At 71.4% G+C, this 12,963-nt stretch carries 10 protein-coding genes and 1 tRNA gene; 5 read left to right on the forward strand and 6 right to left on the reverse strand.

What is annotated here, in order from left to right; genetic code table 11:
• Together ACFC79_RS23450 and ACFC79_RS23455 are read left to right on the forward strand one after the other, a co-directional pair.
• Positions 1-1,530, forward strand: coding sequence for an amino acid permease (locus ACFC79_RS23450; RefSeq protein ID WP_376243076.1), 1,530 nt, complete (start codon positions 1-3; stop codon positions 1,528-1,530).
• A gap of 392 nt (positions 1,531-1,922) precedes the next feature.
• Positions 1,923-3,824, forward strand: coding sequence for a DUF2264 domain-containing protein (locus ACFC79_RS23455; protein WP_376243251.1), 1,902 nt, complete (start codon positions 1,923-1,925; stop codon positions 3,822-3,824).
• A 52-nt stretch (positions 3,825-3,876) separates the two neighbouring features.
• Here the strand turns inward: ACFC79_RS23455 and ACFC79_RS23460 are convergent, their stop codons facing one another.
• The 4 genes from ACFC79_RS23460 to ACFC79_RS23475 form a co-directional block, all read right to left on the reverse strand.
• Complete coding sequence (locus ACFC79_RS23460; protein WP_376243078.1) at positions 3,877-4,509, reverse strand: lactate utilization protein C; 633 nt, start codon at positions 4,507-4,509, stop codon at positions 3,877-3,879.
• On the reverse strand, positions 4,506-6,050 hold the full coding sequence (locus ACFC79_RS23465) for a lactate utilization protein B (protein ID WP_376243080.1): 1,545 nt from the start codon (positions 6,048-6,050) through the stop codon (positions 4,506-4,508). The genes ACFC79_RS23460 and ACFC79_RS23465 overlap by 4 nt, the downstream gene beginning before the upstream one ends.
• Positions 6,047-6,814, reverse strand: a complete 768-nt coding sequence (locus tag ACFC79_RS23470; protein WP_376243082.1) for a (Fe-S)-binding protein — start codon at positions 6,812-6,814, stop codon at positions 6,047-6,049. The genes ACFC79_RS23465 and ACFC79_RS23470 overlap by 4 nt, the downstream gene beginning before the upstream one ends.
• A gap of 208 nt (positions 6,815-7,022) precedes the next feature.
• A complete protein-coding gene (locus ACFC79_RS23475; protein ID WP_376243084.1) occupies positions 7,023-7,763 on the reverse strand; it encodes a FadR/GntR family transcriptional regulator in 741 nt (246 codons plus the stop codon).
• Positions 7,764-8,039: 276 nt separating this feature from the next.
• Between ACFC79_RS23475 and ACFC79_RS23480 the strand changes: the two genes are divergently transcribed.
• Both ACFC79_RS23480 and ACFC79_RS23485 read left to right on the forward strand, forming a co-directional pair.
• A complete protein-coding gene (locus tag ACFC79_RS23480) occupies positions 8,040-8,927 on the forward strand; it encodes a DUF2510 domain-containing protein (RefSeq protein WP_376243086.1) in 888 nt (295 codons plus the stop codon).
• A 137-nt stretch (positions 8,928-9,064) separates the two neighbouring features.
• Positions 9,065-9,391 (forward strand): hypothetical protein, encoded by a 327-nt coding sequence (locus ACFC79_RS23485; protein ID WP_376243087.1) that lies wholly within the window; start codon positions 9,065-9,067, stop codon positions 9,389-9,391.
• Positions 9,392-9,416: 25 nt separating this feature from the next.
• Here the strand turns inward: ACFC79_RS23485 and ACFC79_RS23490 are convergent, their stop codons facing one another.
• Positions 9,417-10,049, reverse strand: coding sequence for a class I SAM-dependent methyltransferase (locus ACFC79_RS23490; protein WP_376243254.1), 633 nt, complete (start codon positions 10,047-10,049; stop codon positions 9,417-9,419).
• 491 nt (positions 10,050-10,540) lie between these two features.
• On the opposite strand from ACFC79_RS23490, the gene fusA reads away from it, so the two are divergent.
• Complete coding sequence (gene fusA, locus ACFC79_RS23495; RefSeq protein WP_376243089.1) at positions 10,541-12,628, forward strand: elongation factor G; 2,088 nt, start codon at positions 10,541-10,543, stop codon at positions 12,626-12,628.
• A 170-nt stretch (positions 12,629-12,798) separates the two neighbouring features.
• On the opposite strand, the gene ACFC79_RS23500 is transcribed toward fusA, so the two are convergent.
• Positions 12,799-12,872: transfer RNA gene (locus tag ACFC79_RS23500), tRNA-Pro, on the reverse strand.
• Positions 12,873-12,963: the final 91 nt, after the last annotated feature.

Consider the following 12,963-nt stretch of genomic DNA (forward strand, 5'->3'; position numbering starts at 1 on the left):
ATGTCCATATCCACCCCGACCCAGTCGGGCGCGGATGCCGCCCCGCCCAACGACGAGGAGCGGCGGCTGCGCGAACTCGGCTATCAGCCGGTGCTCGCCCGCCGCATGGGCGGCTTCGGCAACTTCGCCATCAGCTTCTCCGTCATCTCGATCCTCTCCGGCTGCATGACGCTGTACGGCTTCGGCATGTCGACCGGTGGTCCGGCGGTGATGCTCTGGGGCTGGGCGGGCGTCGGCCTGTTCGTGCTCTGCGTCGGCATGGCGCTGGCCGAGGTCACCAGCTCCTACCCGACGTCCGGGGCGCTGTACTACATGGCCGACCGGCTGGGCGGTCGCAAGTGGGGCTGGTACACCGGTTGGCTGAATCTGCTCGGCCTGCTCGGTGCGATCGCCGGGATCGACTACGGCGCCGCGCTGTTCACCGGGGCGCTGATGAACCTCCAGTGGGGATTCACCCCCACCCCGGGGAAGACCATGATCATCTTCCTCTGCATCCTGCTGCTGCACGCCGTACTGAACCTCTTCGGCGTCCGCCTCGTCAGCGTGCTCAACTCCATCAGCGTGTGGTGGCATCTCCTCGGTGTCGCGATCATCGTCACGGTGCTGGCGGTCGTGCCCTCGCACCACCAGTCCCCGTCGTTCGTCTTCACCGAGTTCGTCAACGACACCGGCTGGCACAACCCGCTGTACGTGGCGGCGATCGGTCTCCTCCTCGCCCAGTACACCTTCTGCGGCTACGACGCCTCCGCACACCTCTCGGAGGAGACGTCGAACGCCTCGGTGACGGCCGCCAAGGGCATCGTCCGCGCGATCTGGGTGTCCTGGGTCGCCGGTTTCGTCCTGCTCGCCGGGCTGACCTTCGCCATCCAGGACTACAAGGGCGCCCAGGACAGCCCGACCGGAGTGCCTCCGGCGCAGATCCTCATCGACGCGCTCGGGACGTCCGGCGCCACGGCACTCCTGCTGATCGTGATCGCGGCACAGCTCTTCTGCGGCAACGCGGAGGTCGCCGCCGCCAGCCGCATGGTGTTCGCGTTCAGCCGTGACAACGCCCTGCCGGGTTCGGCCCTGTGGCACAAGGTGAGCGCCCGCACCCAGACGCCGGTCAACGCGGTGTGGCTGTCGGTGGTCGTCGCCGGACTGCTGGCCGTGCCGTCGCTGTACTCCGCCACCGCGTACGGCGCCGTGACCGCGATCAACGTCATCGGCATCACGCCCGCCTACGCCATCCCGATCTTCCTGAAGCTGCGCTCCGGGAACCGGTTCGAGCGCGGGCCGTGGCACCTGGGCCGCTGGAGCAAGCCGATCGGCTGGATCGCCGTGGTGTGGGTCGCCTTCGTCACCGTGCTGTTCCTGCTCCCGCAGTCCTCCCCGGTGACGGTCGACTCGATGAACTACGCGTCGATCGCCCTGGTCGCCGTGCTGCTCCTGGCCACCATCTGGTGGTTCGTCGCACGCCGCTCGTACAGCACGCCGTCGGCGTACGGGAACGCCCATGAGCAGGCACAGATCGAGGAAGACATCATCTGACCCGGCCGCACGCGTCCCGCCGTACGTCCTCGGCCCTCCCCCGCCGCCACGACCGGCGATCGGGGAGGGCCGGGGCGCGCACGGAGACGGCGCGGCACGACGGGTCGACGAGGCCGCCACCCCACCCTCTGATCGTTTGAACGTTCCGCCCTCCTCCGATCGATCGCTTGACCAGGAACGATCAGTCGATCAGGATTCCTCGTGACCCGAATCAGAAGCCGCAGGAGGTGGGCATGCCCGGTCCGGAGGCTGTGGCTCGGGTCGCGCCGGACGTCGCGGGCACAGCCGGATCCGCCCGGGAGACCCCGGAGGCCGACGTCCCGCGCCGCCACCACCCGGCCGCGGGCACCGGAGTCGCCCGTCCCGCACGACGTGAAAGGCTGCCCTTCTCCATGATCGCTCCCCACCCCGCCTGCCCCCTCGAACTTCCCGCCGACGACCGGGTGTCGAGCCCCCGCACCGGCTACACGCGCGCGCACTGGGAGGCCGCGGCCGACGGACTGCTCAGGGCCGCCCTGACGTGGGCCACGCCCGGTGGCGCGCTGCTGGACCTGCCGGGCAGGCCCTCCGCGTCCGGGGTGCGTTCCGACGGCCTGGAGGGGTACGCGCGCACGTTCCTCGCCGCCGCCTTCCGGGTGGCGGGTGCGGGCGGCGACGATCCGCACGGCTGGATCGACCGGTACGCCGAAGGGCTTGCGGCGGGCACCCTCACCCCGGGCCGGGAGGACACCGAGTCGTGGCCGCTGATCCGCGACCACGGGGTCTTCGGCCAGCCCATGGTCGAGTCCGCGTCGGTCGCCATCGGTCTGCGGCTCACCCGGCCGTGGCTCTGGGACCGCCTGGACTCCGGCGTGCAGGACCGTGCCGAGGCGTGGCTTCGGGACGCCCTGCGGCACACCCCCTCCCCCAACAACTGGTACCTCTTCCCCTACTCCGTCGCCGGGTTCCTGGAGTCCGTGGGCCGGGGCGACGCGGAGACGGCCCGGGCCAAGGAGCGCGCCCTCGACCTGCTGGAGACCTGGTACCGCGGAGACGGCTGGTACGCCGACGGCGACGGCCGCGCCTTCGACCACTACAACGGCTGGGCGCTGCACCTCTACCCGGTGCTGGACGCCCACCTGTCCGGCGACGCCGACCTGTCCGCGCACTACGGCGGCCGCCTGCGCGAGCATCTGGAGGGCTTCTCGCACCTGTTCGGGGGCGACGGCGCGCCGATTCATTTCGGCAGGTCGTTGACCTACCGTTTCGCCGCCGCCTCGTCGGTTGCGCTCGGTGCCGTCACGGGGCACACCCCGCTCACGCCCGGCACCTCGCGCCGGTTGGTCAACGGGGCGCTGCGCTACTTCCTGGACCGCGGCGCGACGGGCACGGACGGGCTGCTGAACCTGGGCTGGCACGGCCCGCACGAGGCCACGCTGCAGAACTACTCGGCTCCCGCGTCGCCGTACTGGGCGTCGAAGGCATTCGTCTCGTTGCTCGCCCCGGAGGGCCACCCGTTGTGGACGGCGCCGGAGGAGCCCGCACCCAGCGAGGGTCCCGACCGGGTTCTCGCCCTGCCCGCCCCGGGGCTGCTGGTGCAGACCACCGCGGCCGACGGGATCGTGCGGCTGCACAACCACGGCAGCGACCACGTGCGCCCGCACGAGGGCGAGGCGCAGGCGGCCGACGATCCGCTGTACAGCCGTCAGTCGTACTCCACCGTGACCGGCCCCACGTCGGCCGCGAACACGGCGGACAATCACCTGGCCGTGGTCGTCGCCGGGGTGCACAGCGGTCGCCGCGTGATCCGCGCACTGGGCGCGGGCGGGGGTGACGGCTGGGGCTGGGCCGCCTCCTGGCACCGGCCCGTGTTCATGTCGGGACCGCCGATGGTTCCGGGGATGCGGGTGGAGAGCGTCACCGTGGCGCGCGGCCGGTACGAGCTGCGGGTGCACCGGGTGGTCGGCGCGCCGGACGGGTCCCGGGTGGAGCAGACGGGCTGGGCCACCGGACGCGAGGACACGGTGGTGTCGGAGCTGCACGGCCTGCACGGCTGGGAGACCCGGGACGTGGTGCGGGCCCCGCAGGGCACCGCGTACACGCCGTGGGCGGTGGTGCCCCGCCTGTCCGCCCCGGTGAGCGGGACCGCGGTGCTGGTGGCGCTCGCGTCGCTGACCGCCGAGCCCGGGGCCGCGCCGCTCGACTCCGCCGTGAGCGCTGTCGAGGTGGACGGGGACGCGGTGCGCGTGATCTGGGCGGACGACGCGACGACGACCCGGATCGGCTTCGATCCGCTGTCCGTCACACACGGCTGAGCACCGGAACGGCGGGGTGCGCGCCGGAAACGGCGGCGCACCCCGCGACCCGCTACACGTCGGTGCGGATCACCACGACCAGGGTGCGCGGACCGTGGACGCCCTCCACCCGCTCCAGTTCGATGTCCGACGTGGCGGACGGACCGCTGATCAGTGTCGTCGGCCGGTCCGGCACCAGCCGGGCCACCGCTTCCGGTACGCCGACCTCGACCGCCGACAGATCGACGACGCACACATGCAGGTCCGGGACGAGCGAGAGTGCCCGCCTGCCCTGGTCGGACGAACCGTCCAGGAAGATCGTGCCCGTCTCGGCACAGCCGACCGCCGAGGCGGTGACGACGCCGTCCAGCGCGTCGAGGGCGGGGGCCGGAGTGTCGGTGGAGTCCTGCCGGACCTCGCCGTCGTATGCGGCGAGCCACGCCGGGTCGAGTCCCGTCGGCACGCCGATCCGGCCGGCCCCGTGCTCCCGCAGCGCCTCGGCGACGGTCGGCGCGGTGCGGTCGGCGGTGCAGGTGTACACCCGTGCCTTGTAGTCGACGAGCCGGTCGGTGAAGAGCGCCAGGCGTTCGTCGTCCGCGAGGGTGCGGCCGGTCCGGTAGGCGCGGGGAACGGGGACGTCGCGGGTCGGTGCGAGGGTCAGCGCGTCCCTGATCCGGCCCAGGACCGTTTCGCGTGCGGTCGTCATGCGCCGTCCTCCTTCGTCCGCCGGTCTCTCGCGTACTCGTCCGCGGCGGTCCGCATCGTCGCGGCACCCTCGTCCGATGCCAGCCAGGCGCGGAAGGATCGCTTGGGCGGGGCGGCGGTGTCACGGGCGGCGCTCCAGCCGTCGAGCGGCGGTGGCAGATGCGAGATCGTGCCGTCCCGCCCGGCGATGATCCGGCCGACCGCCGCCCCGCGCTGCGCGGCCGTGTACAGGCCGGGTCGCTTCATCACGCCGGCGGCTGCCTTCATCGCCAGTTTCTCCGCCGTCGCGCCGCCCCGTTCGGTGTGCTGATGACGCAGTTCGACCAGCAACGAGGGGATGTCGATCTTCACCGGGCAGGCGTCGAAGCAGGCCCCGCAGAGACTGGACGCGTACGGCAGCGAGCCGTTCGGGTCACCCTTGGCAACGTCCATCCCGGCGAGCTGCGGGGTGAGGACCGCGCCGATCGGCCCCGGATACGTCGATCCGTACGCATGGCCGCCGGCCCGCTCGTACACCGGGCAGACGTTGAGACAGGCGGAGCAGCGAATGCAGTTGAGCGCCTCGCGCCCGATCCGGTCGGCGAGTGCCGCCGTGCGCCCGTTGTCGAGCAGGACGAGGTGGAATTCCTGCGGCCCGTCGCCGGGCGTCACCCCGGTCCACATCGAGGTGTACGGATTCATCCGCTCACCGGTGGACGAGCGCGGCAGGAGTTGCAGAAAGACTTCGAGGTCCTGGTAGCGCGGCAGCACCTTCTCGATGCCCATGACGGTGATGAGGGTGTCGGGCAGGGTCAGGCACATGCGCCCGTTGCCCTCGGACTCGACGACGCAGAGCGTCCCGGTCTCCGCGATACCGAAGTTGGCTCCGGAGATCGCGACCCCGGTCGTCATGAACTTCTCGCGCAGATAGGCGCGGGCCGCGGCGGCGAGGTGCGCGGGAACGTTGTCCAGGCGCGGGTCGACGCCGGGAATCTCCTTGAGGAAGATCTGCCGGATCTCGTCGCGGTTGCGGTGGATCGCGGGGACCAGGATGTGTGACGGCTTGTCATGGGCGAGCTGGACGATCAGTTCGGCGAGGTCCGTCTCGTAGGGGGTGATGCCGACCGATTCGAGGTGCTCGTTGAGGCCGATCTCCTGGGTGGCCATCGACTTCACCTTGATGACGTCGGTGCTCCCGGTCGCCCTGACGAGCCGGGTGACGATCTCGTTGGCCTCGATGCCGTCACGCGCCCAGTGGACGGTGCCGCCGCGCTCGGTGACCTTGGCCTCCAGTTCCTGGAGCAGCTCGGGGAGCCGGTTCATGGTGTCGGTCTTGATGGCCGAACCGGCGTCCCGCAGCGCCTCCCAGTCGGGGAGTTCGCCGGTGACGCCCAGGCGTTTGGCGCGGATCGTGCGGGTGGCCCGGCCGAGGTTGCGGCGCAGTTGCTCGTTGCGCAGTTCGTCGTGGGCGGCCTTCGGGAACGTGCGGTCACCGCGCAGGTTGCCCGTTCCGTACGGGGAACGGGGCGGGGGCGCGGGCATGCCGAGGAAGGTGCTGCTCATCGGACGGCCTCCGTCGGGACGTAGGGCGCGGTGCGGGTGGCGGAGAGGATCTGCGCGAGGTGCAGGGTGCGGGTGCCGGACCGGATACGGGAGAGGCCGCCGCCGATGTGCATCAGGCAGGACGAGTCGCCGGCGGTGCAGAAGTCCGCCGCGGTGGTGGCGATGTTGCGCATCTTGTCCTGGAGCATCGCCGTCGACGTCTCGGCGTTCTTGACGGCGAAGGTGCCGCCGAACCCGCAGCACACATCGGCCTCGGGAAGCTCGACGAGATCGATGGAATCGACGGCCCGGAGCAGTTCGAGCGGCTTCTCACCGACCCGGAGCATGCGCAGGGAGTGGCACGTGGGGTGGTACGTCACACGGTGCGGGAAGTAGGCGCCGACCTGAGTGACCCCCAGGACGTCGACGAGGAGCTCCGACAGTTCGTAGGTCTTGGCCTTGACGCAGGCGACCCCCGCCCGCAGTGCCGCGTCCCCGTACCGCTCGGCGACGATCTCGTGCTGATGCCGGACCGACCCCGCACACGATCCGGACGGCATGACGACGGCTTCGATCGACGCGTCACCGAACTGCTCCGCGAAATTCCGCACCAGGGGCACGGGTTCGCGTTGGTATCCCGTGTTGACGTGCATCTGCCCGCAGCAGGTCTGTCCGGGCGGGAACACCACGTCATGGCCGAGCCTGGCAAGCAGGACCGCAGTCGATTTCACCGCCTCGGGGAAGAGCGTGTCTCCCAGACAGGTGGCGAAGAGTCCGATGCGCATGGGTCTCTCCGATCATTTCGTTACACGATTCTTTTATGGTCTGACCATACTAGGCTCGGTCCGAAATGCGAAGCCACGGCACGAGCCACCCCCGCTCCGAAGCGCCGGAGACGGAGACGGAGACGGAGACGGAGACGGAGAAAAATCATGCCCATGACAATCTTTGACCTCCGGACCGCACCCGCCCACGGGACGGCGACAGCGCCAGTCAATCCCGCCTTTCGCCCTCGCCCTCGTCGACCAAAGTGCCGTGCAGGCTGCGGATGTGCCGTTCGACCAGGTCGGCGGCCTTCGCCCCGTCGCCCGCGCGCACCAGCGCCAGGAGTTCGGCGTGCTCCGCGTTGAGGGCGGCGGCCGTGGCCGACCAGTCCTCGACCCGCTCCAGGGCCCGCAGGATCAGCGGGCGCACCGACTCACGGACGGCGGACGTGAGCGTGGAGGTCAGCGCGTTGCCGGAGCCCCGGGCGACGCAGACGTGGAACCGGGTGTCCACGTCATTGAACTCGGACACCGTGATGCCCGGCTCACCCATGCGCGCGACGAGCCCCTCCGCCTCATCGAGATCCCCCGCCGAGGCATGCTGCGCCGCCGCCTCGAAGCTGGACCTCTCCAGCGCGACGCGCGCCTCCAGGACGTCGTGCAGGCCATAGCTGCCCAGGGCGAAGTGCAGACGCAGCAACCGGCCGAGTGCGTCGTCCGGGTTGCGCACGATCCGCGCACCGGCATCCGGCCCTCTGCCCGGCTGGGCGACCAGCACACCGATGGTCTCCAGCACCCGCAGCGCCTCGCGCAACGCGGACCGGCTGACGCCCAGCACCGGCGCGAGCTCCCGCTCGGGGGGCAGCCGGTCACCGGCCCTGAGCTCGCCGGCGAACACCCGCTGCTCGATGCTTTGGAGCACGAGTTCGTGCGTGCGGGACTGCCGCACGGGCTGCCATTCGACAGGCATCCGTCACCCCCTGCGTCGGCCGGAATCATCCGGGTGCGGTCAGCTCTGCTGCACAGCTCCCACTATGTCACATATAACGTATGGTCGGACCAGAGAGCAGTCGGATGCGATCGGTCCGCACCACCGCTCTCCCGCCCATCGCCCGCTCCCCCGCAGGGGGTTGGGCAGGGGCCGGCGCGAAGACGTGCATCGGGGCGTGCCCCGATGAGGCACATCGAGCACACGCTCCCCCTCGGATTCATCTGATTCTCACGCAATCGCTCTACGGTGAGTGGCGTGACCCAGACGAGCCCGCCCGGCTGGCATCCCGACCCCGGGCATACAGGAATCGGTCCCCTTCACGAACGCTGGTGGGACGGCGACCGGTGGACCGACCATCGCCGCGTACCGCCCCACGTGGTCCGGCGGCGCCGACTGCGCATCGGCCTCGGAATCACCGCGGGAGCGGTGGTGCTGGCCGCCCTCGGGGGCGGCCTCTTCCTCCTGTCGGACCACTCCGGCGACCCGAGGCGGGAGGCAGCCACGGCTCCGTCCGCCCCGCCCTCCGGCGCGCCCGGGGGCGAAGGACGCGAACGCGGCGGGCGCGGCGAGAGCGGTGCGCCGGAACGGGGCCTGCCGCCGGTGGAGGACGGCTACGCCACGGACCTGCTGAGCGGCATCAGCCTGCCCGTGCCGGACGGCTGGCAGGGCCAGTCGAGTGTCGGGGGCGCCGCGGTGACCACGGGCGAGTACGACTGCCCGGGCAACGCCTCGGGGCAGTGTGTGCGCGGCGGGGTGTTCTCCAGGGCCGCGACGCTGCTGAAGCTCGACACGACGACGGCGAAGGCCACGGCGACCCGGGACATCTCCACCAACGCCGAGGAGTCGTACGGAGCGAAGACATACGGCGGCATCACCTCGCACGAGGAGCTCAAGTCCGGGACGGTCACGGTGGCAGACCGTCAGGGCTACCTGGTGCGGTGGAAGGTGGTGACGAAGAACGGCACCGACGGGTACGTCCAGTCGCTGGCCTTCCCGTCCCCCCGTTCCGAGAACGTGATGGTCGTGGTGCGTTTCGGTTTCGACATCGGTTCCCAGGCACCGGCGCTCTCCGTGATGGACGACATCACCAAGGGCATCAAGACGGCCTCCGGAACGGGAGCCGGGCCGGGCGCCATCGCGTAGGAATTCCGCGGGCCCCCTCGGACCGGCCGCGTCCGGCGGGGCCGGCTCCGCGCGCACGGCGGAGCTGAGTACGAGGACGGCCGGGCTGAGTACGTCGTCCGATCCGCCGTCCGGGCGGGGCTGGTCGAATGACGGCCATGGTTCCCGACGCACCGCGACGCCCCCGCATGCAGCACGTGACCACGGCCGGTGCGGCCCTGGCAGTGACCCTGGGCCCGCTGGTCATCGGCGTGCTGCTGGCCAAGACCATGGCGGTGGACCCGATGTCGCCGGTCAACGCCCTGGTCACCAGGGGCGGTCAGCCCGTGCTCCCCTCCCCCGCGCAGTGGCGCGGCTGCGGCACCCGGGCGCTGCACAGCTGGCGGGGCGGGCTCGACGTCCACAGGCGCCCGGCCGTCCCGGCCACGCGGCGCCTCCGGGTCCGTCCGCCCCGACGGGCCGGGCGGTCCGTGTCGGAGCCCTGACGGGCCGGGCGGGAGCCCCCGCCGGTCAGTCCGGGCAGCAGTGCAGGAACAGTTCGGGCTCGGGTACGGCCGCTCCATGGGCCGGGGTGAACAGCTCGCTGTGTTCCCACAGCACCGAGAATCCGGCCGCGGTGACCGTCGCGAGGAAGCCGTCGGGGTCGAAGCTCGACACGCGCATCTCCTGCCCCATGAAGACGACCGGAACGTCCTCGACGTCCAGCGGCACCGTCGCGACGGCCAGCACGCCTCCGGGGACCAGGAGCCGCCGGAGCTTCCGCAGCAGGCGCAGCTGGTCGTCGCGCCCCATCTGCAACAGCGAGAAGTACGCGCACACCGCATCGAACTTGCCCTCTTCCAGGTCGAGTTCGCGGATGTCGGCGCAGACGAACGAGGCATCCGGCACCTGCCGGGTCGCCAGCTCCACCATGACGGGCGAGACGTCGACGCCCAGCACGTCGTGTCCGGCCCCGGTCAGGGTCGACGCGGTCGGCCGACCCGTTCCGCTGCCGACGTCCAGCACCCGGCTGTGCGGCGCGAGCGCGTCCAGGAGTCGCCGGAGCGAGGCGAGACGACCGGCGGAACCGGCGAACGCCCGCTCGTACTCGGCGCCGAGGGCGTCGAACACCGCCGCGGCCGGCCGTGGTCTGAGTCCATCGATGCGGTCCTTCCCTCGATCCGGTGGCTTCTCGCGATCGTCGCATCATCCCGGCCGGCCATCAACGCCCGACTCTCCTGACACGGCATCATTTTCGGTGAGGACGCGACGGCGCCACGGCGCCGCTGCCGGAAATCCGGTACCCCGCCGGTGCCCGGGGTCACTACACTCGCCACCGATCACGCGCCACGGGGTACGACCGGGCGCACACCGTGACAGTACGAGGGAGGACCGGCCATGCGTGACCACACCGCTGCCGTCGCTCCCCGCACACGGTACGAGGTGATCCTGGTGTCTCGGTGCCGCCGGTGCCCGCTGCGCGGCCGGCACCGGATGCCCGCGACGAGCAACTGACCTCATTCCGACTCGAGTCGACCGCCCGGCCCTCCGCCGCTGCGGTTGCCGGTGCCCGGGTTCCTCCGGGCGACGCCTCGGGCCGGCTCGTCCGGCGATCGCGCCGCCCGATCCCGTATCACCCCGAAAGGCCATGGGCCGTGCGCACCAACCAGCTCCCTCGTACCGCCAGTCCGCTCGCCCGCGTTCGCAACCTGGGCATCCTCGCCCACGTCGACGCAGGCAAGACCACCGTCACCGAACGGATCCTCTACATCACCGGCACCGTCCACAAACGCGGCGAGGTCCACGACGGGACGACCGTCACCGACTTCGACCCCCAGGAACGCGATCGCGGGATCACCATCTTCGCCGCCGCCGTGAGCTGCGCCTGGGACGACCACCGCATCAACCTCATCGACACTCCGGGCCATGTCGACTTCTCCGACGAGGTGGAACGCTCGTTGCGGGTGCTCGACGGGGCGATCGCGGTGTTCGACGCAGTCGCCGGCGTCGAACCGCAGAGCGAATCGGTGTGGCGTCAGGCCGACCGGCACAGCGTGCCCCGGATCGCCTTCGTCAACAAGCTGGACCGTGCCGGTGCCGACCTCGACACCGCGGTGGCGTCGATACGCGAGCAGCTGCACCCGGTGCCGCTGGTCGTGCAATTGCCGATCGGCGCGGAGGACGGGTTCACCGGCGTGGTCGATCTGTTGCGCATGCGGTCGCTGGTCTGGTCCGACGATCGTGACACCTACGAGGAGGGGGAGGTGCCGGATGCCCTGCGCGAGGAGGCGCAGCGACGCCGCCGACTCCTCGACGAGACCGTGGCGGAACTGCACCCGGCGGCGCTGGAGGAGTTCTGCACGGAGTCGACGGTGTCCGCGGAGACACTGGCCGTCGCGCTGCGCGACCTGACCCGCACGGGTGAGGTCGTCGTGGTGCTGTGCGGTTCGGCCTACCGCAATCGCGGGATCGAGCCGCTGCTGGAGGCGGTCGTGGCCTACTTGCCCTCCCCGTCGGACGTGCCCGCGGTGCGCGGCACGCTGAACGGGGCCGAGCAGGAGCGGCCCGCCGATCCCGGGGCGCCGTTCGCCGCGCTGGCATTCAAGGTGAACTCGACGGCCACGGGTCGGCTGACCTACCTGCGCGTGTACTCGGGAACGGTCCGGAAGGGGGACACGGTGCTGGACGCGGGCGCGCGGCGCAACGAACGCGTCGGTCGGATCCTGCGGATCCGGGCGGGCCGGCACTCGGACGTCGACCGGGCGGTGGCCGGGGACATCGTCGCGATGATCGGGCTCAAGGGGGCCCGCGCCGGAACGACCCTGTGCGCGCCGGCGGCCCCGCTGGTCCTCGAAGCTCCGTCCGTGGCCGACCCGGTCGTCTCCGTGGTGGTCGAGGCGCGCAGGAGCGTGGACACCGAACGCCTGGCGTCGGCCCTGGCGCGGCTGGTCGAGGAGGACCCGTCGCTGACGGTCCGGACCGATCCCGAGACCGGTCAGACAGTGCTGTCGGGGATGGGTGAACTGCATCTGGAGGTGGCGGTGGAGAAGATCCGTCGTGCCCATGGCCTGGAGGTCGGCGTCGGCAGGCCCCGGGTCGCGTACCGGGAGACCGTCGTCCGTGGCGTGTCCGGGCTGGTGTACCGGCACGTCAAGCAGGACGGGGGCGCCGGCCAGTTCGCCCACGTCGTTCTCGACACCGAACCGCTGGACGCCGCCGACGGCGCAGCGACGGGCTTCGTGTTCCGGTCGACCGTCGTCGGCGGCCGGGTGCCGCAGGAGTACGTCCGGGCCGTCGAGGCGGGCTGCCGGGACGCCCTGACCGAGGGGCCGCTCGGCGGTCACCCGGTGACCGGTCTGCGGGTCACACTGACGGACGGGGCGACCCACTCCAAGGACTCCTCGGACATGGCGTTCCGGACGGCCGGCCGATTCGCTCTCCGCGAGGCGCTGCGCAACGGGGACATGGCGTTGCTGGAGCCGGTGGTGGAGGTGACCGTCACCGTTCCCGACGACGCGGTGGGGGGCGTGCTCGGCGACCTCGCCGCACGGCGCGGGCGGGTCTCGGGCTCGGTCGCCCGGTCCGGCACGTCGGTGATCACCGCGACGGTACCGCTGGCCGAGCTGTTCGGCTACGCCACCCGGCTGCGCAGCCGCACCCGGGGCCGGGGAACGTTCACCACCCGGGCGACCGGTTACGCCCCGGCGCCGACCGCGCCCGGCCGCGGGACGGAGCCCCGGTAGGAGTCGGCGAGCGGTCCCGCCCGTACGCGGGCGGGACCGTTCCTCGGCCCACTCACTTTCCCCGGCCGTCGAAGCCCCTCGTACGGCCCCGGAACGGGGATGATCCCCGAAACGACCGAGGGCCGTTTCGGATTGCTCCGAAACGGCCCCTCACTCACGACTCCTACGAGTCGGGACGACAGGATTTGAACCTGCGACCCCTTGACCCCCAGTCAAGTGCGCTACCAAGCTGCGCCACGTCCCGTTACCCGTCTGACCTGGGCTTTCCCCTGGCCGGACGCGCATGAGAACAATACCGCACTCGGGCGGGTGGTCACGAACCGCTTTCTCGCGCT

It is taken from the genome of Streptomyces sp. NPDC056061 (assembly GCF_042266885.1).
In the GTDB taxonomy this organism is placed as follows: domain Bacteria; phylum Actinomycetota; class Actinomycetes; order Streptomycetales; family Streptomycetaceae; genus Streptomyces.